Here is a 23,352-nt window from a genome sequence, read left to right as displayed (position 1 = left end):
CAGCAAGCGACCGGACCGTCATGATCTGATGTGTACCGCTACCGGACGCCGAATCGGTGTCAGTTCACCTTGTCAGGGCCATGAGGTTCACCCGGTGAGCGAGTTTGTGGTCCGTGACCGGGGAGGGGTTGGGCCGTGGAGATGCGCCTGCCGGAGCCGGGTGACGCGCTCACGGGTGTCGAGATGTTCGCCGGGTTGGAGCCCGAGGTACGGCAGCGGGTCATCGCCGCCGCTGTTCCGCGCACCTACCGCAAGGGCCAGCTGCTCTTCGTGGAGAACGACCCGGGCGAGTCGCTGATCGTGCTGCGCCGTGGCGCGGTGGCGGTCTTCCGCACGGCGCCGACCGGCGAACGCGCCGTGTTGTCGGTGATCCGACCACCGGACGTGCTCGGCGAGGTCTCCCTGCTCGACGCGTCCACCCGGTCCGCATCGGCCGAGGCCATCGAGGACTGCGCCGCGCTCGCACTCTCCCGGGGCGCGTTCATGGAACTGGTGCACTCCAACCCCCGCATCCTGGACGCGGTGATGCGCTCGCTGGGCGGGCTGATCCGCCGCCTCACCGAGCAGAACGCCGACCACGTCTTCCTCGACCTGCCCGGCCGGGTGGCCAAGACGCTGGTCCGGTTGGCCGGCGAGAGCCAGGCACCGATGATCACGATCGAGCTCAACCAGAGCCAGTTGGCCGAGATGGCCGGCGGTTCCCGGCAGAGCGTCAACCAGGCGATCGGCTCGTTCGCCAGCCGCGGCTGGCTGCGTACCGAGGGGCGACGGATCGTGGTGACCGACGTGGCCGCCCTGCGCCGCCGTGCCGGCATGAACGACCGCTGACCGACCCGGTCCGGGTTCGTCGCCGAGCAGGCGTCCGATGTGGGCGGCTGCCGCCCGTACGCACGGCTGCGCCGGCTGCCAGTGGCAGCCGGCGTCACCGTGCTCGCGGTTCAGCGGGTCGGGCTCAACGGGTCGGGCCGAGCCAGCGGGTCGCACCCGGCCACCGGGCCGCGGTCGACTGGTAGCCGGGGCCCGCCCAGAAACCCGGTCCGGCCCAGAAACCCGGTCCAGCCCAGATGCCCGGTCCGGCCCAGCCGCTCGCGGTCGTGGTGGTCGTCGTCGTGGTCGCCATGTCATCTCCCCGATCGATGGGTGGTGCCTGTCTGCCATGACGCTACGACGTGAAGCAGTAGTTCAAAATAGGACAAATCGACATGAATCACTGGCTGAAGGGCGGTTGTCGGCCTCCACACCGCACTGACAAGGTTGCCGCGCCCACCCCTGTTCCAGGGCCCGCGCCGACATACCCGCAGCAGTGAGGAGCCACCGGTCATGTCATTACTCCGCGGCAATGTCGCATTTCGTCGGTACTGGTCGGCGCGCCTGGTGTCGTACACCGGTGACCAGCTGGCCCGGACGGCGCTGTTGATCGCCGTCTACGACCGGCACGGCGGTGCCGCGGTCGCCCTGCTGCTGCTCGCCTCGACGGTCCCCCGGCTGCTCGGCCCGTTGCTCGGCGCCCTGGCCGACCGGTTCGACCAGCGCCGGCTGATGATCGGTTGCGACACCGCACAGGCGTTGACCTACCTCGCCGTCGCGCTGCTCGCACCGCCCCTGCCCGTCCTACTGGCGCTGATCACCGCGGCCACCACGGCCGCCACCGCGTTCACCCCGGCCGGGCGCAGCCTGCTGCCCCGCCTGGTCGAGCGTGAGCAACTGCCGGCGGCGAACGCGCAACTCGCGACGGGCGTCAACATCGGCATCGCCGCCGGGCCGGCGGTCGGCGGCCTTCTGCTGGCGACCCTCGGGCTGACCACCACACTGCTCGTGGACGCGGCGACCTTCGTGCTCTCGGCACTGCTCATCGGCGGGGTCCGGACGCTCTCGGCGACCACGACGACCCGCCGGTCCGAATCGCTGCACAGCGTGCTGCGGGAAGGGCTGCGGGTGGTCCGCGGACACCGCGTCGTCCGCGCGGTGTCGGTCGGATTCCTGGTGATGGTGGCCTTCGCCGCGCTGGACAACCTCGCCATCGTCCCCCTCGGACGCGCCGAACTGGGCGCCACCGAGGCGACGATCGGTTTGCTGGGCACCGCCTACGGCGTCGGCATGGTGCTCGGTCCCATGTGTCTCGCGAGAACCGGCGTACGCATCCGGATGGACCTCGTCCTCTACGGCGCGCTGCTCGCGCTCGGCGTCGGCACGCTGGTGACCGGCCTCAGCCCGGTGATCGCGCTGGTCATCACGGGCCAGGCGGTGGCCGGCATCGGCGCCGGCTGGCACAACGTCGCCGCCGACACCCTCATCCAGCAGAACGTGCCGGCCGACCGGCTCGGCGTGGTGTTCGGCACCGTCTACATGTTCCCGTACGCGGCGGAGGCGCTGGCCTACGCCGTCGGCGCACCGCTGCTGGCGGCGGCCGGGCCACGATGGGTGCTGGTCATCTCGGGGTTGGGTGTGCTGGCCACCCTGGGGCTGATCGCTCCCCTGCTCACCCGGGCCCTGGGACTACGGCTGCCCGTGCCGGGCAGGTTCGCACCGGCCAACGGGTGAGGCTGCCCAACGGGTGCGGCCGGCGGACCACTGGGCCGCCGGCCGCACCCGGGCGATCAGTTCTCCTTGCTGTCGGCCGGCGGCGCACCCGGCCCCGGGCCGATCTTCTTCGGGTCGGTCGGCTTTCCGGCCGTGGACGTGCTCGACGAGGTGGTCGTGGTCTCCCCCGACCCACCCGACTGACCCTCAGGCTCTTCCACCATGCCCTGCTCCTCCAGTTCGGCAAGAGTGGCCGCATCGACGTCGATCGTGTCGCCCGGCGCCCATGACGTGCCACCCGGATCGGTCCACGAGGCGGACAGTCGTACCTGCACGGCACTCTCCCTGATATGAAACTTCCTGGTACGGAACAGTAGCCCCGACCGATCGATGACGTTGCCCGTCCGCACGTCGGGTACCCGACTAGGCGGGCGGGGCGCGATACTGACCTCTTTCGCCCACGGAGCTGACCATCGACCTCAAGTGTGGACACTGCGCACGCGCAGCCGGGCCGGACGACCGCTTCTGCGGCGGGTGTGGCCAGCCGCTCGGGGTCACCTGTGCGCACTGCGGGCACGCCAACAGCACCGAGGTCAACTTCTGCACCGCCTGTGGTCAGCCACTTCGCGATCACGTCGTGGTGGTGCAGGAGGACCGGCGTCAGGTCAGCGTGCTCTTCGTCGACATCGTGGACTTCACCCGGTACGCGGAGCGGGCCGACCCGGAGCAGGCCCGCAGCCTGCAGCAGGGCTACTTCGCCACCGTGCGCCGGATCGTGCACCAGTACGGCGGCGTCGTCGAGAAGTACATCGGCGACGCGGCGATGGCGCTGTTCGGCGCGCCGGTGGCCACCGACAACGACGCGCTGCGGTGCGTCCGCGCCGGTCTGGAGCTGCAACGGAGCCTGGCCCGGCAGCCCGCCGGTCCGCAGCCGCCGCTGGGCTTCCGGGTCGGCATCGCGACCGGCGAGGCTCTGGTCGACCTCTCGGCGACCCGCGACGGCGGGCAGGCCTTCGTGACCGGAGACGTGGTCAACACGGCCTCCCGGTTGCAGGCGTTCGCGCCGCCGGGCGGTGTCGTCGTCGACGAGAGCACCTGGTCGGCCACCCGACACGAGATGGAGTACGCGGACCAACCACCGGTCACCCTGCGCGGCCGGTCCGCGGTGAGCCGGATCTGGTTGGCCGTCCAGGTGCGACCACATCGGGATCCGCGGGCCGTCGAGTTGACCCCGATGGTGGACCGGGAGCACGAGCGTGGCCTGCTGGTCAACGCGCTGCACCGGATGGTGACCGAGCGGACCTCCCAGTTGGTGACGGTGTTCGGCCCGGCCGGTGTGGGCAAGAGTCGACTGCTGCGCGAGCTGGCGCGGCACGCCGCCAGCCTGCCCGGGCCGCCGATCACCTGGCTCGTCGGGCAGTGCCCACCGTTCGGCGAGAACGTCACCTGGGCCGCACTGTCGGACATCGTCAAGACCTGGGTGGGCGTGCCGGAGGTCGACGACGCAGCCGCGCTACGCGAACAGCTGCGGGCCCGGCTGGGGCAGCTCGCCGACCCGCACGCGACCCGGCTGGCCGAGGCGCTCGGGCCGCTGATCGGCGTACCCGGCGAGCGGCTCACCCCGGGCGAGACCGAGGCCGCCTGGCGGCGGTTCCTGCTCGCCCTGGCGACCACCGGGCCGACCGTGCTGGTCTTCGAGGACATGCACTGGGCCGACCAGGCGATGCTCACCTTCGTCGAGCAGTTGGGTGCGTCAGCCCGTGGCGTACCGCTGCTGGTCGTCGCGACCGCCCGGCCCGAACTGAGGGAACGGCACCCGGCCTGGACCGGGACGATCAGCGGCGCGATGTCGATTTCCGTGCCGCCGATGCACGACACCGACATCGACACGCTCTACTCGCTGCTGCTCGGACAGGCCACGCTGCCCTCCAGCTCCCGTACCCCGCTGATCGAGTTCGCCGACGGCAACCCGCTCTACGCCCAGGAGTACGCCCGCATGCTGCTGGACGGGGGCCTGCTCGACACCGTCGGCTCCGCCGCCCGCCTCGACCTCGACGGCGGCGCGGAGATGCCCCGCACGGTGCAGGCGGTCATCGCCAACCGGCTCGACCTGCTGGACCCGGCCGACCGGGCGGTGCTCCAGGCCGCCGCAGTGGTCGGCGTGCAGTTCTGGGCCGCGCCGGTGGCGACGGCGCTGGGGCGGCCGGTGGAGTGGGTGGAGCGTGCGCTGGACCGGCTGCAACGCCGCGACCTGGTGTATGAGCAGAGCACGTCGACGATGCCCGGCCAGTCCGAGTACCGGTTCCGGCACATCCTGGTGCGCGACGTCTGCTACCAGCGGCTACCGAGGGCCGAGCGGGTGCTGCGCCACCAACGCACCGCCGACTGGATGGCGCAACTCGCCGACGGCCGGCAGTACGACCTGGCCGAAGTGCTGGCCAACCATCGCTGGGCGGCCCACGAGATCGCCCGGACCGTCGGGCTGGACACCGCCCCCTACGCTCCGGCGGCGCGGGCCGCGCTGCACCGGGCGGCCCGCCGGGCGTACGAGCTGCACGCGCTGGACACCGCCGCCGCGCTGGTCGGCCGGGCGCTGACCCTGGACGTCGGGCCGGACCCGGCGTTGGAGCTGTTCGACGCCGAGCTGGCGTTCTATCGGGACGGGGACGCCTTCCTGGTGCAGGGCGGCACCGACACCCTCACCCGGTTGGCCGAGCGGCTCACCGTGAGCGGCGACCGGACGGGTGCGGCACGCGCCTGGACGCTGCTCGCCACCGCCGCGTGGAGTCGGGCCGACCGTTCGGCGACCCTGCGCTGCCTGGACGAGGCGATCGGCATCTACGGCGACCTGCCGGACAGCCAGGAGAAGGCGGGTGCCCTGCTGGAGCTGGCCCGGGTGCACATGCTCAACGCGGAGACCGAGCCGGCGTGCACCGCGGCGCGGGCGGCAGCGGCCCTGGCCGAGCGCCTCCAGCTACGGGAGGTCCAGGCCAACGCGCGGATCACCCTGGCCGTGGCGCGCTACCTGGCCGGTGCCGCGTCGGCGTTCCCAGAGCTGACGGAGGTGACCGAGCACTGCCGGGTGGAACGGCTGACCAGTCGACGTCGGGCGGTGCAGAACCTGGCCTGGGCGTTGCAGGAGGAGGGTGACCTGGCCGGCTCGGCCCGGTTGGTCGACGAGCAGCTCACCCTCGACCTGGGCGGTGAGCACAGCCTGGCCACCAGCTTCGCCGACCAGTGGGCGCGGTCGTACTACGCCGGTGACTGGACGGCGGCGCTGGCGATGGCGGCGGAGTCGACCCGCCGGCCGACTGCGGAGTGGGACCTGCACATCGTGGCGGTCTCGGGCTGGATGCGTGGGCTGGCCGGCGCCGAGCCGGGTGTGGCTACCGGGCCGGACGAATCCGGTGCGGACCTCATCGAGCAGGCGCTGGACGCGGCGCGGCGCAGTGGATTCCACCGGGTGCTGCGGTCCACCCTGGCGCACGCCGCGCTCTGCCGCGCGGTGCAGGGCCGCCGGGCCGAGGCGATGGCGCTGCTCACCGAGTTGGACGAGGACTGGCGGCGGACCCGGATGATCCCGTTCGCCGAGTGGGTGCCGGCCGTCGGGCACGTCGCCGGGGTGCTCGGCGCGGACGCGGCCCGGCTGGTCCGGGAGATGCTCGACCATTCGCCCCGGACGACCCCGTGGGCTCGCGCCGCCGGTCAGGTCGCCGACGCCACGCTGGCCCGGCACACCGGGGACCAGGCAACCGCCGCCAGCCTGTTGCGGTCGGCGGCGGCGAGCTACGCCCGGATGACCGATGTGACCGACGAGATCATCACGCTGGCACTGGCGGTCGGCCCGCTGAACGAGATCGACCCACCGGCCGCCGCGGCGGCCCGCGCCCGCCTGCACGAGTTCGCCACCCGTCATCACGCCCCCGCCCTGCTCCACCTGCCCTGACCGTCGACCGGGCCGGCGCGGGCAGTGGTCAGGCGGCCACCGCCGCCACGGGCTCCTTGAGCTTCTGCGCGTAGACGTCGACGTACTCCCGGCCGGAGAGCTCCATCACCTCGTACATGACCTCGTCGGTGACCGCGCGCTCGACGAACCGGTCGCCGGCCAGGCCCGCGTAGCGGGAGAAGTCCAGGGGCGCGCCGAAGCGGACCCGCACCTGGCCGACCCGCGGGAGGAGCCGGCCGGGCGGCTGGAGTTCGTCGGCGTTGAGCATCGCCACCGGCACCACCACCGCCCCGCTCTCCAGGGCGAGCCGGGCCACGCCGGTCTTGCCCCGGTAGAGCCGCCCGTCCGGGGATCGGGTGCCCTCGGGGTAGATGCCGGCCACTCCCCGAGCGCGCAGCACCCGCAACTGGGTGTCCAGGGCGGCGCGGGCGGCCTGACCGCCGGAGCGGTCCACCGGGATGGTCCCGGTGCCGACGAAGAACATCTTCATCAGCCGGCCCTTGATCCCCTTGCCGGTGAAGTACTCCGCCTTGGCCACGAAGGTGACCCTCCGCGAAACGATCAACGGGATGAAGATCGAGTCGAAGAAGGAGAGGTGGTTGCTGGCCAGGATCACCGGGCCGGTCGCCGGCACGTGGTGCAGGCCCTCCACCTGTGGGCGGAAGATCAGCTTGAGCAGCGGACCGAGGAGCACGTACTTCAACAGCCAGTAGAGCACCGGCGTCCTTTCCCGTGGTGTGCCCGCGACCGCGTCAGGCCCGGGGACGCGGCCGCCAGGCCGCCGCCGCGAACCTGCCTTCCGACCCGGTTCGAGTGAACGGGTCGACATTCATCTAGGTGATCCTCTCAGAGGAGAGCCACTTCCGGCTCGTCGAGTGCGGGCTTGATCCACTCGGTTTCGCCGATGTGGGGGCATCCCTGGCGCTGGGATACCGCGAGTTCGCCGAACCGGGGTCACCGCAGTGCCGGGTCGACACTCGCGCCGGCAGGTCGGCGGGCGGCGCACGGCGTGGCGGGGCGCCCGGCGTCGACGATCACCGAGATCGCACGTCTCGCGCAAGAACGGACAAAGGACCCCCGCCGCGACCTGCGGCGGTAGCCGTGACTTTGGAAGACGCGACACAACGCACTCCCGGAACCATGCCCTGACGTGTCACGATTCAGAGCACGGCGTGCCGTCGGGCGCCGAGGGGCAGGGGTGGCCGCGCCGGAAGGCGCGTTAAGGGGGAGTCCGGGTGTCAGCGGGTGGGGCCCGCCGGGGACGGCGGGACAACGGGCTCGACGCGAACGAGTACGCCGTCGTCGGCGATGTCGATCCGCGCGTCGGTGAGCACCTGCTCGACGTGCTGGCCGCCGGTGGGATCGCCGCCTACCTCCAGCCCTCCGCCGACCTCAACCCGGTCACCCGCACCACCACCGTTCCGGCCCGGCCGGTCGACCGGCTCTACGTCGACCGCTCGCATCTGACCACCGCACGGGACTACCTCACCCAGCTCGCCGACGAGGCCGCTCCGGAGCAGCCGCCGGCCCGCGACGAACCGGACATCGACGCCGAGTGGGCGCGGATCGTGGCCGGCTTCCACACCACCTCGTCGACCGACGAGCACCCGTGGCCGGCGTCGGAGAACATCGAGGAGCGGGACGAGCCGACGGCTGGTCCGCTGACCCGATCCGGGGCGGACGAGCCGGGCCCGACCGCCACCGACGTCCGCCGGATGCCGTCCGCGACCGATATCTCGGGCATCTCGGTCGGTCGCGGCGCTCGCCCGGACGAACCATCGCTGCTGGACGGGCTGGACACCTTCGGCGCCGACCTGCCCGACGACGAGGACGACGACGAGGGCTACCACCCGCCCCCACCGCCGCCGTTGCCGAAGGTCAGCAAGTACGCGGTGGTCGGCGTGCTCGGCGTGGTCATCGGGTTCGTGCTCTTCCTCTTCCCGTGGCTGCTCCCGGTGGACCGGTCGGCGGTCACCCTGTTCGGGTTCACCGGCATCCTGGCCGGTTTCGTCACGCTGATCTGGCGGCTGCGCCCCGGCGACGAGGACGAGGACGACCCGGACAACGGCGCCGTCGTCTGACCCTCGCCCGCATTCCGGGACGGCAGCGACCTGCCGATGCCGTAACAGTGGTGTAACTTACTGTCAGTAGGAATACCGCTGTACGTCACTTACCCCGCTGACTGACCGGTTTTCCCTTGCTCGTGGCGGTCAGTCCTCTGCTGATCGGAATGCCCGAGATGCGACAGAGTTCCCTCGTGGTGGTCGCCAACCGCCTTCCCATCGACGACAGCCAGGCCCCCGACGGGGCCTGCGAGTGGCGGCGCAGCCCGGGTGGGCTGGTCAGCGCGCTACACCCGCTCCTGCGGCACACCCCGGCGACCTGGGTCGGCTGGGCCGGCGGCACCGGGCCCGCCCCCACCCTGCCGGACGTGGACGGCGTACGGATGCACACCGTCGCGCTCAGCGCGGAAGACCTGCGCGACCACTACGAGGGGTTCGCCAACGCGACCCTCTGGCCGCTCTACCACGACGCCGTGGAGCAGCCGGAGCACCACCGGCGGTGGTGGGAGGCGTACCAGCGGGTCAACCAGCGGTTCGCCGAGGCGACCGCCCAGGTGGCCGAGCCGGGAGCGGTGGTCTGGGTGCAGGATTACCACCTGCAACTGGTTCCCGGTCAGCTCCGCGCGCTCCGCCCCGACCTGCGCATCGGGTTCTTCCTGCACGTGCCGTTCCCGCCGCCGGAGCTGTTCATGCAGCTCCCCCGCCGTGCCGAGCTGCTGCGCGGCATGCTCGGCGCCGACCTGGTCGGCTTCCAGCGGGCTCAGGCGGCGCACAACTTCGCCCAACTGGTGACCCGGGTGCTGGAGCTGCCCGCCACCGACCGGCGGATCGGCGTCGACGACCGGGTCGTCCGCATCGGCGCGTTCCCGGTCTCCATCGACACCGCCGAGATGGCCGCGCTCGCCGCCCGACCGGACGTGGCCGCCCGCGCCCACCGCCTGCGGCAGGACCTCGGCGACCCTCGACAGGTCATCCTCAGCGTGGACCGGATGGACTACACCAAGGGCATCGAGCAGCGCCTCAAGGCGTACAGCGAACTGCTCGCCGCCGGCGACGTCAAGGTCCGCGACACCGTGCTGGTGCAGGTCGCCATGCCGAGCCGGGAACGCGTCGGCCAGTACCAGATCCTGCGGGAGCGCATCGAACGCGAGGTGGGCCGGATCAACGGCGAGTTCGGCCGCGTCGGCGAGCCGGCGATCCACTACCTCACCCAACCCTTCGACCGGGCCGAGCTGGCCGCCCTCTACCGGGTCGCCGACGTGATGGCGGTGACCCCGCTGCGGGACGGGATGAACCTGGTCGCCAAGGAGTACGTGGCCGCCCGGGTGGACGACGACGGTGCGCTGCTGCTCAGCGAGTTCGCCGGCACCGCCGCCGAGCTGTCCCAGGCGTACCTGGTCAACCCGCACGACCTGGAGGGGCTCAAGCAGGGTCTCCGCGCGGCGCTGCGGGCCGGCCCGGAGGACGTCACCCAGCGGATGCGGGCCATGCGCGCCCACCTGCAGCAGCACGACATCCGGGCCTGGGCCCGCTCCTACCTGCGCGCCGTGGACGAGGGCGGCGCCCTGGTCAGCCGCCTGTCCGGCACCGACGCGAACGCCGACGGCGCAGCCCGGGTGCCCCGACCCGCCACTCCCGCCGGCAGCCCGGCGGCCCACCAGGCCGGCGGCTGACCGCCCGCCTCAGTGCGCGGCGGGCTCCTTCTCCAACCAGTCCAGGATCGCGTCGATCGGCTCCGCCCAGCGCGCGTCCAGCATCAGATCGTGACCCATGCCGGGGAAGAGCAGCGGGGCCGAGCCGTACCGGCGGGCCACCCGGGTCAACGTCGACGCCGGCACCACCCGGTCGTCCGGGCTGCCCAACACCAGCACCGGCGGCGCGCCCACGGCCGGCTCGGCCTCCGGCTCGCTCAGCAGCGTCCACTGCGCCCGCCGGCTGGCCCGACCGAGCCGCCCGACGTGCCGTCGCGCCTCCTCGTCGGGCAGCTCGCGACTGAACAACTGCCCACGGTTGAGCCGCAACGGCCCGCCGAACACCGCCGGCAGCGTGCCCGCCGGGTTACGACGCAGCGCCGCGCCCAGCACTCCCCAACCGCCGAAGACCGGCGCCACCAGCACCGCGCCCCGCGCCGGGTAGCGGGCCAACGCGTGCGCCACGACCAGCGCCCCGGCGCCGTGCCCCACCAGCACCGTCTGCCGTGGCAGGCTCGCGGCCACCTGGACCACGTCATGGGTGTACGCGCGCAGCGTCGCCTCCGGCGCGGGCTCGCTGCCGCCGTGCCCCCGCAGGCTCACCGCGTACGCCGGGAAGCCCCGCGACGCCGCGTGCCCCAGCCAGTGCTCGGCGAACGCCCACGCGCCGTGCCCGAAGCCGGGCACGAAGAGCAGCGGCGGACGCCCCTCCTCGTGCTCGGGCAGCGCGCTGAGCACCTCCCGCCGAACCGGCCGGACCGGACGTGACCACTCCCGGCCCCGCATGATCCGCAGCTCGGTCACTTGCCCTCCAGGTCGACTAGGGCGCGCTGGACGGCGCGCAGGTAGTCGGCGTGGCCGACCTCGAACCAGTGCCGGCTGCTCTCCTTGACCTGCCCGGAGTAGCGCTCCCCGGCCCGCTCCCGCACCCGCTGGGCGAACGCGGCGGCCCGCTCCGGCCGGTCCCGGCGGGCCTGGAGCACTCGGGCGAAGAGCACGGTCTGCCAGTGCGACAGGGTGAACAACCCGGAATCCGGCTGGACCAGGCCGGCGACCGCCAGCGTCGGGTGCCCCGGGGTGAACGCGTTGAGCCACAGGGTGGGCCGACCCGCCCCCGCGCTGTCGCCGAACACCGACGCGTCGAGGAACTCGAAGCGCGGCAGGTAGCCGGTGGCGAAGATGACCACCTCGGGGTCGATCTCGCGGCCGTCGGCCAACTCCACGGCGTACGGGTGGAACCGGGCGATGTCCGGCACCGGGCCGATCCCACCGTGGCCCACGTAGTAGACGAGCTGGCTGTTGGCGATCGGGTGCGTCTCGTACACGCGGTGGTCGGGCTTGGGCAGGCCGAAGCGGGTCAGGTCGCCCACGGTCAGCCGCAGCGTCCAGTGGTAGAGCCACTGCCGCACCCGCAGCGGCACCCGCAGCGCCAGCAGCCTGTCGTTGATCTGGTCGGCGGGGCGGCCCAGCACGTACTTCGGTGCGTACCAGTAGCCGCGCCGGGTGGAGTGCCAGCAGCGCGACGCCTGCTGGGCGGCCTCGACGGCGATGTCGCACCCGGTGTTGCCGGCACCGACCACCAGCACCCGCTTACCGCGCAACTGCGCCGGGTCCTTGTAGGACGAGGCGTGCATGATCTCGCCGCGGAACTCCTCCAGCCCCTCGTAGCGGGGCAGCTTCGGCGACCAGTTGTGACCGTTGGCGATCACCACCGCGGCGTACCGGGAGGTGCGCTCCGGGCCGTACCCGCCGGTGGAGCGGGTGGTCACGTCCCACCGCTCCCCGGGAGCGGGCTCGACCCGGACGACCTCGGTGCCGAACCAGATGTGCGAGCGCAGGTCGAAGTGGTCGGCGTACCGCTCGAAGTAGGACAGCAGCTGACTGTGGTGCGGGTAGTCCGGCCAGGAGTCCGGCATCGGGAAGTCGGGGAACTGGGTGAACGGCTTCGACGAGATCAGGTGGGTGCTGGCGTACACCGGGCTGCGGTCGTGCCGCCAGTTCCAGGCGCCGCCGACGCCGGTCTCCCGCTCGTAACAGTCCACGCCGAACCCGTGCTCACGCAGGTTCTTGATGGCCGTCAGGCCGCTGGCCCCGGCCCCGATGACGCAGACCGTCTCGCCCCGGTCGGAGACCGGGTGACCGTCGCCGCTGCTCAGCGCCGACGGGATCGCCTCCGGATCGGGCCGGCCGTGGTCGGTGGAGGTGGACACCGAAACATCTCCTTTTGGTACGGCAGGCGTGCCGGTCGCCGCGAAATCCTCTCCACAACGACGCCGGATGTCCAGTCCCGCCGTGCCGACATCGACTGTCGCGCCGACGCCGGGGTCAGTCGACGGCGGGCAGCAGCAGGTCGACCAGCACCGGGAAGTGGTCGCTGGCGCGGCGGGTCTGCGGAGTGTCCACCACGTCGTAGTCGACCACGCTGATCCGCGGGTCGACGAAGAGCGCGTCGATGCGTCGGCGCGGTTCGCGGCAGGAGTAGGTGAGCCGGTCCGCCCGGTCGGCCGCCACCGCGGCGTCGGTCAACCCGCTCGACACGGTCGCCCAGGCCGGGCCGTCCGGGCCCTCGTTGAGGTCCGCCCCGGCCAGGACCGGGCTGGTCGCCGCGTCGAGGCCCCGCTTGAACTCGGCGGCCTGCGCCGGCCGTTCGGCCGGGTCGGTGGACAGGTGCGAGCCGGCGAGGGTGAACCGGGCGCCGGCCACCCGGCAGTCGGCGTACGCGGCGCCGCGCAGGTGCCGGCCGGGGGTGAGCGGGAAGCGTTGGCACCGGGTGGCCTGCACCTGGACCCGCAGGCTGGTCAACAGCAGGTTGCCCAGCGCCGGCAGCCCACCGGCGGCGACCACCAGGCCGAACGACTCGGCCAACGTGGCGGACTTCTGCCGCCACCGGAACCGGCGTGGCCCCTCCTGCACGATCACCACGTCCGGCTTCGCGGCCCGGACCACCGCCGCCAGCGCGGCGGTGTCGTCGCGCTGGCTGTGGATGTTGTACGACACCACCCGCAGCGGCACGCCCATCCCGAGCCGCCTCAGATCCGGCGGGCCAGGTCGGCCGCGCCGATCACCCCGGCGCTGTTGCCCAACTCCGCCGGGAGTACCTCGGCCACCGGCAGGCGACCACGCTGGGCGAGCGCGTCGACGTACGAGCGGCGCGTCGGGCCGAGCAGCAGGTCACCGGCATCGATCACACCGCCGCCGACGACCAGGGTCTGCGGGTCGAGGATCTGCGCCATGTCGGCGAGGCTGGTGCCCAGCCACCGACCGATCTGCGCGAACGCCTCGGCGGAGATCGGGTCGCCGTCCTGGGCGGCGGCGGTCACCATCGGACCGGTGATCGCCTCGGCCTCACCGCCGGCCAACTCCAGCAGTGCGGTGGCCCGGTTGGGCTCCTGGCGGGCGCCGGCGCGGGCGAAGCGTACGAGGGCGCTGCCGCTGGCGTACTGCTCGATGCAGCCCAGCCGGCCGCAGCCGCACTGGTGCCCGTCCGGAACCGCCAGCATGTGGCCCAGTTCGGCGGCGATGCCGTGCGCCCCGCGCATCAGCTCGCCGCCGAGGACGACGCCGCCGCCCACGCCGGTGCCGATGGTGAACATGATCATGGAGTCGTCGGCGGCGCGGGCCGCGCCGTACCGGAACTCGGCCCAGGCGGCCACGTTCCCGTCGTTCTCCACAATCACCGGAAGCCCGGTGGCCTTGCCGACGTACTCGCGCAGCGGTTCGTCGCGCCAGGCCAGGTTGGGGGCGAAGAGCACCGTCGACCGACTGGCGTCGATCCAGCCGGCCGCACCGATCCCGACGGCCTCGATCGTCCGGCCCGCGGCCAGCTCCGCGACCAGGTCGATGATGACGTCGCGGGTCTTGCCGACGTCATCGGCGGGAGTGTCCCGTCGGGTCTGTACGAGGACCGTGCCGGTCTCGTCCACGACACCGCCGGCCACCTTCGTGCCACCGACGTCGACTCCGATGGTCAGCGTCACCGCTGCCGCCCCCCTCTGCTGCTGTCCGGCCCGCGCCCGGCGGCGTGCCGGTCCGGGTCGGGATGTCCCGCGCTTCAGGCGCCGTCGCCCGATGCTTCCGCGCCGGAGTCGTCGGGCACCCGCGAGGCGGGCACCACGGGACGGGTGGTCGGTGCCGGTACGGTCGCCGACCCGGCCTCGTCGACGGGTGGTGCGGCGGCCGGGGCGAGTGGATTCGCCGTCCGGGTGGCGACCGACCAGACATCCCGTTCCGGCGCCGGCTGAGAATCATGCCCGGTGCGGGTGGCATCGCGCCACACGTGCTCGTCGTCGGCCGCGGCCGACGGCTCGCGGACGGTCGGCTCCGGCAGCACGTCGTCGGTGCTCGCGGCGGGTGCCGGCGACGTGCGGGTAGGTGGTTCGGTCGTCGACTCGGCGGGGTTCGCCGAGGGCGACTCCGGCGGGGAGAACGCGCGGAGCAGGCTGGCGACGCCCGCCGCGAGGTCTCCGGCGCCGGTCGCGAGACGTTCGGCGAATTCCGGACTCGGGTCACGCAACGCGGCGATGCTCCGACAGACCGGGCAGACGCAGCATTCGGGCGATCCGGTGGCGAAAGCGCCACCGGAGCCGGGACGCCTGTCGGGGCCGCCACTGTGACCGAGGACACCGGCCAGCACCCCGCCCAGGGAGCCGAGCCCGCCGCCCGCCGAGCCCGCGGAGGCCAGTCGCGCCCCTGCGAGCAGGGTGGCGACCAGCCGCTCCGCCTCTTCCCGGGCCGAACCCGGATCCGTTCCGCCCACCCTCGGCTCCTCTACCGTGCCACCGGACACGTCACTGCGCCGCACCTGTTGCTTCTACCCGGCGCTTGAGCTGCTTCAACGCGGTGTCCATGATCATCTTCTCGGCTTTGCGCCGAAACATCCCGAGCATCCCCACCGACAGGTCGACCTCCAGGGTGTAGGTCACCGTGGTGCTGCCGTCCGGGTTGCCCACCAGGTCGTACGAACCGCGCTGGCTCTTCTGCATCTTCGAGGGGGCGACCAGGTGCCACTCGATCCGGGACAGGTCCTCGGCGTACTCGTAGGCGAGCACGTACTCGTCGGCCATCACCCCGGCGTCGATGGTGAAGCGCACCTGGCTGGCGTAGCCGTCCTCGTACTCCTCGACGACCTCGGCGCGGCGCACCGCGTCGGTCCACTCGGGGTAGCGCGCGAAGTCGCAGATGACCGCCGTCACCCGGTCCGGTGCGGCGCCGATGATGATCGACTGGGTGGAGGAGTCCGCCATGGGGGGAGGCTACCCGGCGCGCACCGCCGGCACGCCGCGCCGCCCCCGGCGGTGTCCGGCACCGGGCGTTGACCGGGTGCCCTAGCTCACCGGGTAGGTTTCGACACAACCGACGCCCGCCGTGGCGTCCGGCCCGGCCAGTGCGAGCACGAAGGAGTGCAGGTGCGCGAGTTCTCCGTCCCGCCGATCGTCACCGTTGGCGACGCGGCCAACCTCACCGATCCGGTCTGGGACAACGCCGAGGTCGCGCCCGACGCCGTCCAGTTCGCCCGCCCCGTCCCGCACGCCGACGGCACCGTCACCACCTGGACCGACGTGACCTGCCTCCAGTTCCGCGACGAGGTGGCCGCCGTGGCCCGTGGGCTGGTCGCCGCCGGCATCGAGCCGGGCGTCCGGGTCGGCCTGATGAGCCGCACCCGCTACGAGTGGACGCTGCTGGACTACGCCATCTGGGCCGTCGGCGCGGTCACCGTGCCGATCTACGAGACGTCCAGCGCCGAACAGGCCGCGTGGATCCTCGAAGACTCCAACGCGGTGGGCGTCGTGGTGGAGACGGAGGCGCACGCCGACCTGGTCGCCGGCGTCCGGCACCGGCTGCCCGAGCTGAACCACGTCTGGCAGATCGACGGCGGCGCGGTCGGCGAGCTGGTCACGACCGGCGCCGAGGCCGAGCCGGCCGAGGTCGAGCGGCGACGCAAGGCCGTCCGCGCCGACGACCTCGCCACGATCATCTACACCAGCGGCACCACCGGCCGGCCCAAGGGCTGCGTGCTCACCCACCGCAACATGTACGCCGACGTCGCGAACGCGGTGCCGGTGCTGCCGAACCTGTTCAACGCCGGCGCGTCCACCCTGCTGTTCCTCCCCCTGGCGCACGCCTTCGCCCGGCTGATCCAGATCGGCGTCGTCCAGGCGCGGGCCACCATGGCGCACTGCGCCGACACCAAGAACCTGGTCGCCGAGTTGCAGGCGTTCCGGCCGACCTTCGTGCTCTCCGTACCCCGGGTGTTCGAGAAGGTCTACAACGGGGCCAAGCAGAAGGCCGAGGCGGACGGCAAGGGCGGCATCTTCGCCCGCGCGGAGCAGGTCGCCATCGCGTACAGCGAGGCTCTGGAGACCCGGGGCGGCCCCGGCCTGGCCCTGCGCGCCCAACACGCGGTCTTCGACCGGCTGGTCTACCGCAAGCTGCGCGCCGCGCTCGGTGGGCGATGCCGGGACGCGATCTCCGGCGGCGCGCCGCTCGGCGCCCGGCTCGGTCACTTCTTCCGGGGCATCGGCGTGACGGTCCTGGAGGGCTACGGCCTCACCGAGACCTCGCCCGCCGCCGCGGCGAACCTGCCCACCGGCACCCGGATCGGCACCGTCGGCCGCCCGCTGCCCGGCGTGACCGTCCGCATCGAGGACGACGGCGAGATCCTGATCTCCGGCGAGCTGGTCTTCCAGGGCTACTGGCGCAACGAGACGGCGACCGCCGAGACGATCAGCTCCGACGGGTGGTTCCGCACCGGCGACCTGGGCGACCTCGACGCCGACGGTTACCTGAGCATCACCGGCCGCAAGAAGGAGCTGATCGTCACCGCCGGTGGCAAGAACGTCGCCCCGGCGGTGCTGGAGGACCTGGTCCGGGCGCACCCGTTGATCAGTCAGTGTGTCGTCGTCGGTGACGCCAAGCCGTTCATCGCGGCACTGGTCACGGTCGACGAGGAGGCGCTGCCGGCCTGGCTGGAGGGCGCCGGCATGCCCGCCGACACCCCGGTCGGGCAACTGCGCGAGCACGAGGGCCTGCGCAGGGAGATCCAGGCCGCGATCGACACCGCGAACCAGGCCGTCTCCAAGGCCGAGGCGATCAAGGTGTTCCGGGTCCTCCCCCGCGACTTCACCGAGGCGACCGGCGAGTTGACCCCGTCGCTCAAGGTCAAGCGCCAGGTCGTCCACAAGACGTACGCGGCGGAGATCGCCGATATCTACCGAGGCTGACTACCATCCGTCACGTGCCCGCATCCACAGCCACCGCACCGCACCCGCATCCCCTCGCCGCGGCCGCCCGCCTGGTGATGCTGGCGTTGATCGCCGTCCTGACCCTGTTCGCCACCCGTGACGTCACCCAGCTGTGGTGGGTCGCGTTGCTGGCGGTGGCCGGGCTGCCGTCCCTGCTGGCCCCCCAGCACCGGCTGGTCGCGCCGCTGAGCAGGGTGGCGGAGGTGGTGGTCCTGGGCCTGGCCGCGAGCCACGTGGCGGCGGTCGCGTCGATCGGCGGCACCGTCGACGGGCTCGGCGCCTCGGCGATGCTGCCGTACCTGGCGGTCCCGGTGACCGTCACCGCGCTGCGTCGCCGCTTCCGGGAGGGCTCCGCCCTGCTCGCTGTCACGGCCGCCGCGTTGCTGGTCAGCGGTGCCCTGACCACTGTCGGCGGCGAGATCCAGCTCAGCCAGCCGGGTTACCTCGCGGTCTGCGCGCAGTGGCTGATCCTGGCGGCTCTCGGGCTCTACGCGGCCGGCACCCTGCACCGCGTCATGGCCGTGCGCGGCGAGGGCAAACCCCAGCCGTACGCCGAGGCCACCCGCCTGCTGACCCAGCTGCGGACGGTGGCCCGGCAGCTGCCCGGGGCCACCCTCGACCCGGGTGGCATCTCCGAGCACCTCCTGGAGGAGTTGCGCACGGTGGCCCAGGCCGACCGGGGGGCGGTGCTCTCGGCCAGCGGCGGCGGCCGACTCGTGGTGCTCGCCCAGGCCGGTGTCGACCGGGTGGACTGGGAGACGACGCTGGACGCGGACTCGGCGATCGCCGACGCGTGGGCCAGCCAGCAGGCCACGACGGCCGCGCGGTCCCAGTCGCGCTCGCACCGCGGCGGTGACGTGTCCGCGCTGATCGTCCCGCTGGTCGCCGGGGTACGCACGGTGGGGCTGGTGGTGCTGGAGGCGGACGCCGCGCAGGCGTACCCGCCGCCGGTGGTGTCCCGGGTGACGGCGCTGACCCGCCCGGCCGCGCTGCGGCTGGAGGCGGCGCTGCTGTTCGACGAGGTCCGTTCGCTGGCCACCAACGAGGAACGGCAGCGGCTGGCCCGGGAGATCCACGACGGGGTGGCGCAGGAGTTGGTGATGGTCGGCTACGGCATCGACAACGCCATGGCCACCGTCTTCGACGACGCGGACGAGACCGCCGAGGCCCTGCGTACGCTGCGCGCCGAGGTGACCCGGGTGATCCAGGAACTGCGGCTGAGCCTCTTCGAGCTACGCAGCGAGGTGGACCGGCAGGGCGGGCTGGCCGCGGCGATCGCCGAGTACGCACGCACCGTGGGCGCGTCCGGCGGGCTGCGCGTACACCTGTCGTTGGACGAGTCCACCGCCCGGCTGCCGGCGGCCACCGAGGCCGAGTTGCTGCGCATCGCCCAGGAGGCGGTGACCAACGCTCGCAAGCACGCCGGAGCCTCGAATTTGTGGGTCACCTGTGAGGTCGACCCCCCGTACGCGCAAATAGAAGTGTCGGATGACGGTCAGGGGATGGCTGACCAGCGCCCCGACGGACGGTACGGTCTTGCGATCATGGCCGAGAGGGCGGAACGTATCCGGGGCCGGTTGGAGATCAGGCCGCGGCAACCCAGCGGCACGACCGTGGCGGTGGTTCTCGGTTCCTCGTCCCGGCGCGACAACGTGCGCGACAGCGCAGCACCAGAAGGGGAGTAACCCGAGGATGACCACAAGTCCGACACCGGCCACCCGCACCAAGGTCCTCCTTGTCGACGATCATGACCTGATTCGCAAGGGTCTGCGGCACGCCTTCGAGCGCGACCGTCAGTTCGAGGTCGTCGGTGAGGCGGCCACGGCGGCGGAGGGGGTCCGCCAGGCCGGCGCCCTGCAGCCGGACGTGGTGATCATGGATCTGCGGCTGCCCGACGGCAGCGGCCTGGAGGCCACCCGCGCGCTGCGCAAGTCCAGCGCGTCGATGGGCATCGTGGTGCTGACCATGTACGCCGGCGACGACCAGCTCTTCGGCGCCCTGGAGGCCGGCGCGAGCGCCTTCGTGCCGAAGACCGCCCCGGCCGACGAGGTGGTGGCCGCCGCGCGGCACGCCGCCTCCTCCCCCAGCGCGTTCACGGCCGCCGACCTGGCCGAGGCGATGAAGCGCCGGCTCGCCCCGTCCGGCCCGCAGTTGTCGCCCCGGGAGGGGCAGGTGCTGCGGCTGCTCGCCGACGGGATGAGCGTGGCGGGCATCGCGAAGCAGTTGTTCGTCAGCGAGTCCACGGCCAAGACGCACATCTCGAAGCTCTACGAGAAGCTCGGGGCGGCCAACCGGGCTCAGGCGTTGATGACCGCGCTTCGGCTCGGCCTGCTCGAGGCACCGGACGCGCCCAAGTTCTGACCTGCCCCCGCTCGTCGAGCGGGACGGGATGTCTCGACGGTCCGCGCCGGCTTCGGCCCGGCGCGGACCGTCGCGCATCGACCGACGTCGGCGGGGAACCTCCGCCGCGCTATGGTCTGGCGTGCGTGGCGGGTGCACAATACCCGCGCGGGCGACGTCGCCCGCGTCGAGGATTTCGAGGGGTTGACGCATGCAGCGGCCGGACTGGGCACCCGACACCATCGACATCGAGCGCCCGAGCGTGGCCCGGATGTACGACTACTACCTCGGTGGCTCGCACAACTTCGCCGCCGACCGGGCCGCGGCGCAGGCGATGGTCGCGGCGGTGCCCGAGGCGCCGTTGATGGCCCAGGCCAACCGGGCGTTCCTGCGCCGGGCCGTGCACCACCTCGCCGAGGCGGGGATCCGGCAGTTCCTGGACATCGGCTCGGGCATCCCGACCGTCGGCAACGTGCACGAGATCGCCCAGCGGCTCGACCCGCAGTCGCGGGTGGTCTACGTGGACGTCGACCCGGTGGCGGTGGCGCACAGCCGCGAGATCCTCGCCGGCAACGAACGGGCGGTGGTGGTGCAGGAGGACCTGCGACGCCCGGAGGCGATCCTGACCCACCCGGACGTCCGTAAGCTGCTCGACCTGAGCGAGCCGGTCGCCGTGATGGTCGTCGCCGTCCTGCACTTCGTCTCCGACGACGACCGGCCGGCGGAGCTGCTGCGGACCCTGCGCGACGCACTGGCCCCCGGCAGCTACCTCGTGCTCTCGCAGGCCAGCGATGACGGCCGCAGCGAGGACGAACGGGCCGAGGCGGAGCGGGTCTACCAGCGCACCGACAACCCTCTGTGGGTGCGCAGCCGCGCCGAACTGACCGCGCTCTTCGACGGGTTCGAGTTGCTCGACCCTGGCGTGGTCTGGGTGCCCGAGTGGCGACCGGACACTCCGGAGAGCGCCGAGGACGCCGAACGCGCGGTCTTCATGGGCGGTGTCGGGCGGCTCGGTGGCTGAGCCGCCCGGGGTGACCTCCCACCCGGGCACGTTCGCCCGCGCCTGGGCCAAGGCGGTCTCCGGGACCAGCTATCTGCCGATGACGCAGGCCCAGCTGGAAACGCTTCTGGACCGGCTCACCGGCGAACTGGCCGGCGCGTTGCTGACCGAGCCGTTCGACGTGCGTGCCGGGCACCGGGTCGGCACCGAGCTGGTCGCCGCGCACATCGCCTCCGCGGAGGGGCTCGGGCGTACCGTCGAGGTCATCCAGCTCCGCCTGGTGCGCGACCTCGGTCTGGTCGCCGAGGACGTCGAGGACCGGATGGCTCGGCTGCTCGCGGCCGTGGCGACCGGCTACGCCCGCGCGCTGCGCGACCGGACGCTCGACGAGCAGGAGTCGATCCGCCGGGCGGCGATGAGGGCTCGTACGCAGGCCGAACGGGCGTTGCGGGCCAGCGAGGCCCGGTTCCGCCACCAGGCCACCCACGACCCGCTCACCGCCCTGCCCAACCGCACGCTGTTCACCGAGCGGCTCGCCGCCGCCCTGAACGAGCCGGGCCGGGGAGCGCAGCGGGTCGGGGTGTGCTTCCTGGATCTGGATCGCTTCAAGGTCGTGAACGACACCCTGGGGCACCAGGTGGGCGACCAACTGCTGGTCACCGTCGCCGAACGACTGTCCAAGGCCATGGGTCAGCACCTGGTGGCCCGGCTCGGCGGCGACGAGTTCGTCATCCTGGTGGAGCACAGCGGCGGCACCGACTCCATGGTGACGGTGGCCGAGACCGCGCTGGCCGCGGTGGGCACACCGGCCCTGGTGGACGGGCACGAGCTGCAGATCTCGGCGAGCATCGGCATCGTCGAGCGTCAGGTGGCCGGGGCCAATCCCAGTGACCTGATGCGCGCCGCCGACAGCACCCTGCACTGGGCGAAGGCCGCCGGTGGGGCCCGCTGGGCCCTCTACGACGCCGAGCGCAACCAACGTGAACTGGCCCGCTACGCGTTGTCCGCCGCCATTCCGGCAGCCCTGGAGCGGGGTGAGTTCTACCTCGACTACCAGCCACTGACCTCACTGCGCGACGGCAGCCTGGTCGGGGTCGAGGCGCTGGTCCGCTGGCGGCACCCGGAGCTCGGGGTGCTGCGACCGGACAGCTTCATCGGGTTGGCCGAGGAGACCGGCCTGATCGTGCAGCTCGGCGGGTGGGTGCTGGCCGAGGCGTGCCGGGAGGCGGAGGCCTGGTCCGCCGGTGGCGCGGCAGCCCCGTTCGTCAGCGTCAACCTGGCGGTACGCCAGGTGCACCGGCCAGGGCTGGTGCAGGAGGTCCGCGCGTTGCTGCGCCAGACCGGCCTGCCTCCGGAGCGGCTGCAACTGGAGATCACCGAGAGCACGATGATGAGCACCGCCGAGGAGCCGGTACGCGCCCTGCGGGTCCTCGCCGACCTCGGGGTACGCATCGCCATCGACGACTTCGGCACCGGTTACAGCAACCTGGCGTACCTGCGGGACCTACCGGTGACCGAGCTGAAGGTGGCCGGGGAGTTCGTGGCCGGCCTGCGGTCGCCGTCGGTGGGCCGTACCGACGAACGGATCCTCGCCTCGCTCGTCTCGCTGGCGCACGCGCTGGACCTGACCGTCACCGCCGAAGGGGTGGAGACCGCCGGGCAGGCCGAACGGCTGCGCGCGATCGGCTGCGACGCCGCCCAGGGCTGGCACTTCGGCCGCCCGGCCCCCGCCGACCGCATCCTGGCCCGCATCCGCTGACCCGTCCGGCCGTCGGCGGCGGGTGTTCCTCGTCAAGATCCGCGCAACATCAGGTTTGTTGGTGTCTCCCGCGCGGCTGAGGCAGCAGTATCGCTGATGGTGTGAAGACATAGGGCGCGAGATCCCGGCCCACGCCGCACCGACACCAACGCGGCGTAGACGGCGTCTACGCCGTCTGGTAGACAGTGTCTATGGATGTGGACGAGACCGGGTTGCGGGCGCGACTGGTGGCCGCCGGAGTCGACCTGGTGCTGAGCGAGGGCCAGTCGGCGGTGTCGCTGCGGGAGATCGCCCGTCGCGCCGGCGTCTCGCACGGCGCACCCCGCCGCTACTTCCCGACCCACGTCGACCTGCTCTCCGCCATCGCCCGCGAGGGCTTCGCGGACCTCACCGCCCGGGTCGAGAAGACGATGCGCGACGTCGACCCGGACCCGCGTACCCGATTGACCGCGCTGGCCCGGACGTACCTCGACTTCGCCGCGGCCCATCGCGGCATGTTCGAGTTGATGTTCCGCCACGACCTGCTGGACAGCGGCCGGCTTCGGCTGCGGGAGACGAGCCTCCCGCTGTTCGCCGTGCTGGCCGACCTGGTGGCCCAGGTACGCCGACCGACCGACGCGCCCGCGCCGGTGCTCGCCGGCGCGCTCTGGGCCAACCTGCACGGCATCGCCCAACTCTGGGCCTGGGGCAGCCTGCCGTTGGCCACCGGCGCCACCGACGACGATGCCCTGCTGCGCGCCACGCTCGACGCCCACCTCGGCCCGACCCCCACCTGACCCCGCCTCCGGAGGA

At 72.6% G+C, this 23,352-nt stretch carries 20 protein-coding genes; 11 read left to right on the top strand and 9 right to left on the bottom strand.

Going from position 1 to position 23,352, the window contains the following annotated elements; all coding sequences use genetic code 11:
• Positions 1-135: 135 nt before the first annotated feature.
• Positions 136-828, top strand: coding sequence for a Crp/Fnr family transcriptional regulator (locus O7617_RS20835; RefSeq protein ID WP_007463121.1), 693 nt, complete (start codon positions 136-138; stop codon positions 826-828).
• A gap of 124 nt (positions 829-952) precedes the next feature.
• On the opposite strand, the gene O7617_RS20830 is transcribed toward O7617_RS20835, so the two are convergent.
• A complete protein-coding gene (locus O7617_RS20830; protein ID WP_282257524.1) occupies positions 953-1,120 on the bottom strand; it encodes a hypothetical protein in 168 nt (55 codons plus the stop codon).
• A gap of 200 nt (positions 1,121-1,320) precedes the next feature.
• On the opposite strand from O7617_RS20830, the gene O7617_RS20825 reads away from it, so the two are divergent.
• Positions 1,321-2,541: an MFS transporter gene (locus tag O7617_RS20825; protein WP_282257523.1), complete on the top strand. Its 1,221-nt coding sequence runs from the start codon at positions 1,321-1,323 to the stop codon at positions 2,539-2,541.
• 56 nt (positions 2,542-2,597) lie between these two features.
• Here the strand turns inward: O7617_RS20825 and O7617_RS20820 are convergent, their stop codons facing one another.
• Positions 2,598-2,855, bottom strand: a complete 258-nt coding sequence (locus tag O7617_RS20820; RefSeq protein ID WP_282257521.1) for a hypothetical protein — start codon at positions 2,853-2,855, stop codon at positions 2,598-2,600.
• Between the two features lie 131 nt (positions 2,856-2,986).
• Between O7617_RS20820 and O7617_RS20815 the strand changes: the two genes are divergently transcribed.
• The gene (locus O7617_RS20815; RefSeq protein WP_348774197.1) at positions 2,987-6,466 is read left to right on the top strand and encodes an adenylate/guanylate cyclase domain-containing protein; all 3,480 of its coding nucleotides are present in this window, start codon (positions 2,987-2,989) and stop codon (positions 6,464-6,466) included.
• 28 nt (positions 6,467-6,494) lie between these two features.
• On the opposite strand, the gene O7617_RS20810 is transcribed toward O7617_RS20815, so the two are convergent.
• Complete coding sequence (locus O7617_RS20810) at positions 6,495-7,184, bottom strand: lysophospholipid acyltransferase family protein (protein WP_282257520.1); 690 nt, start codon at positions 7,182-7,184, stop codon at positions 6,495-6,497.
• A 517-nt stretch (positions 7,185-7,701) separates the two neighbouring features.
• Between O7617_RS20810 and O7617_RS20805 the strand changes: the two genes are divergently transcribed.
• On the top strand, positions 7,702-8,547 hold the full coding sequence (locus O7617_RS20805; protein ID WP_282257519.1) for a DUF308 domain-containing protein: 846 nt from the start codon (positions 7,702-7,704) through the stop codon (positions 8,545-8,547).
• A gap of 158 nt (positions 8,548-8,705) precedes the next feature.
• Entirely contained in the window at positions 8,706-10,202 is a 1,497-nt protein-coding gene (locus tag O7617_RS20800) for a trehalose-6-phosphate synthase (RefSeq protein ID WP_282257518.1), read from the top strand.
• 9 nt (positions 10,203-10,211) lie between these two features.
• Here O7617_RS20800 and O7617_RS20795 read toward each other — a convergent pair whose 3' ends face one another.
• From O7617_RS20795 to O7617_RS20770, 6 genes are all read right to left on the bottom strand, one after another.
• Positions 10,212-11,006, bottom strand: coding sequence for an alpha/beta fold hydrolase (locus tag O7617_RS20795; RefSeq protein ID WP_282264814.1), 795 nt, complete (start codon positions 11,004-11,006; stop codon positions 10,212-10,214).
• Positions 11,007-11,020: 14 nt separating this feature from the next.
• Positions 11,021-12,430, bottom strand: a complete 1,410-nt coding sequence (locus tag O7617_RS20790; RefSeq protein ID WP_282257517.1) for an NAD(P)-binding domain-containing protein — start codon at positions 12,428-12,430, stop codon at positions 11,021-11,023.
• A 115-nt stretch (positions 12,431-12,545) separates the two neighbouring features.
• The gene (locus O7617_RS20785) at positions 12,546-13,253 is read right to left on the bottom strand and encodes an endonuclease/exonuclease/phosphatase family protein (protein WP_282264813.1); all 708 of its coding nucleotides are present in this window, start codon (positions 13,251-13,253) and stop codon (positions 12,546-12,548) included.
• Positions 13,250-14,197, bottom strand: a complete 948-nt coding sequence (locus O7617_RS20780; RefSeq protein WP_282257516.1) for an ROK family glucokinase — start codon at positions 14,195-14,197, stop codon at positions 13,250-13,252. The genes O7617_RS20785 and O7617_RS20780 overlap by 4 nt, the downstream gene beginning before the upstream one ends.
• Before the next feature lie 74 nt (positions 14,198-14,271).
• On the bottom strand, positions 14,272-14,976 hold the full coding sequence (locus tag O7617_RS20775; protein ID WP_282257515.1) for a hypothetical protein: 705 nt from the start codon (positions 14,974-14,976) through the stop codon (positions 14,272-14,274).
• A 31-nt stretch (positions 14,977-15,007) separates the two neighbouring features.
• The gene (locus O7617_RS20770; RefSeq protein ID WP_282257513.1) at positions 15,008-15,463 is read right to left on the bottom strand and encodes an SRPBCC family protein; all 456 of its coding nucleotides are present in this window, start codon (positions 15,461-15,463) and stop codon (positions 15,008-15,010) included.
• Between the two features lie 162 nt (positions 15,464-15,625).
• Between O7617_RS20770 and O7617_RS20765 the strand changes: the two genes are divergently transcribed.
• From O7617_RS20765 to O7617_RS20740, 6 genes are all read left to right on the top strand, one after another.
• On the top strand, positions 15,626-17,440 hold the full coding sequence (locus O7617_RS20765) for a long-chain fatty acid--CoA ligase (RefSeq protein ID WP_282257512.1): 1,815 nt from the start codon (positions 15,626-15,628) through the stop codon (positions 17,438-17,440).
• 14 nt (positions 17,441-17,454) lie between these two features.
• The gene (locus tag O7617_RS20760) at positions 17,455-19,146 is read left to right on the top strand and encodes a GAF domain-containing sensor histidine kinase (protein ID WP_282257511.1); all 1,692 of its coding nucleotides are present in this window, start codon (positions 17,455-17,457) and stop codon (positions 19,144-19,146) included.
• 7 nt (positions 19,147-19,153) lie between these two features.
• On the top strand, positions 19,154-19,822 hold the full coding sequence (locus tag O7617_RS20755; protein WP_007072219.1) for a response regulator transcription factor: 669 nt from the start codon (positions 19,154-19,156) through the stop codon (positions 19,820-19,822).
• Positions 19,823-20,012: 190 nt separating this feature from the next.
• A complete protein-coding gene (locus O7617_RS20750) occupies positions 20,013-20,822 on the top strand; it encodes an SAM-dependent methyltransferase (RefSeq protein ID WP_282257510.1) in 810 nt (269 codons plus the stop codon).
• Between the two features lie 79 nt (positions 20,823-20,901).
• Positions 20,902-22,560, top strand: a complete 1,659-nt coding sequence (locus tag O7617_RS20745) for a bifunctional diguanylate cyclase/phosphodiesterase (protein WP_282264812.1) — start codon at positions 20,902-20,904, stop codon at positions 22,558-22,560.
• 191 nt (positions 22,561-22,751) lie between these two features.
• On the top strand, positions 22,752-23,336 hold the full coding sequence (locus O7617_RS20740) for a TetR/AcrR family transcriptional regulator (protein WP_282257509.1): 585 nt from the start codon (positions 22,752-22,754) through the stop codon (positions 23,334-23,336).
• The last annotated feature ends 16 nt before the right edge of the window (positions 23,337-23,352 follow it).

Source organism: Micromonospora sp. WMMD1155 (assembly GCF_029581275.1).
Lineage (GTDB): Bacteria > Actinomycetota > Actinomycetes > Mycobacteriales > Micromonosporaceae > Micromonospora.
Note: the sequence above shows the minus strand (reverse complement) of the source record. Positions and strands in the feature narration are given on the sequence as shown.

What these genes read in the sequence shown, in the direction of transcription:
- O7617_RS20740 (WP_282257509.1), top strand. Translation starts at nt 22,752, where the DNA reads ATGGATGTGGACGAGACCGGGTTGCGGGCGCGACTGGTGGCCGCCGGA.
- O7617_RS20800 (WP_282257518.1), top strand. Translation starts at nt 8,706, where the DNA reads ATGCGACAGAGTTCCCTCGTGGTGGTCGCCAACCGCCTTCCCATCGAC.
- O7617_RS20825 (WP_282257523.1), top strand. Translation starts at nt 1,321, where the DNA reads ATGTCATTACTCCGCGGCAATGTCGCATTTCGTCGGTACTGGTCGGCG.
- O7617_RS20795 (WP_282264814.1), bottom strand. Translation starts at nt 11,006, where the DNA reads ATGCGGGGCCGGGAGTGGTCACGTCCGGTCCGGCCGGTTCGGCGGGAG.
- O7617_RS20830 (WP_282257524.1), bottom strand. Translation starts at nt 1,120, where the DNA reads ATGGCGACCACGACGACGACCACCACGACCGCGAGCGGCTGGGCCGGA.
- O7617_RS20750 (WP_282257510.1), top strand. Translation starts at nt 20,013, where the DNA reads ATGCAGCGGCCGGACTGGGCACCCGACACCATCGACATCGAGCGCCCG.
- O7617_RS20745 (WP_282264812.1), top strand. Translation starts at nt 20,902, where the DNA reads ATGACGCAGGCCCAGCTGGAAACGCTTCTGGACCGGCTCACCGGCGAA.
- O7617_RS20770 (WP_282257513.1), bottom strand. Translation starts at nt 15,463, where the DNA reads ATGGCGGACTCCTCCACCCAGTCGATCATCATCGGCGCCGCACCGGAC.
- O7617_RS20755 (WP_007072219.1), top strand. Translation starts at nt 19,154, where the DNA reads ATGACCACAAGTCCGACACCGGCCACCCGCACCAAGGTCCTCCTTGTC.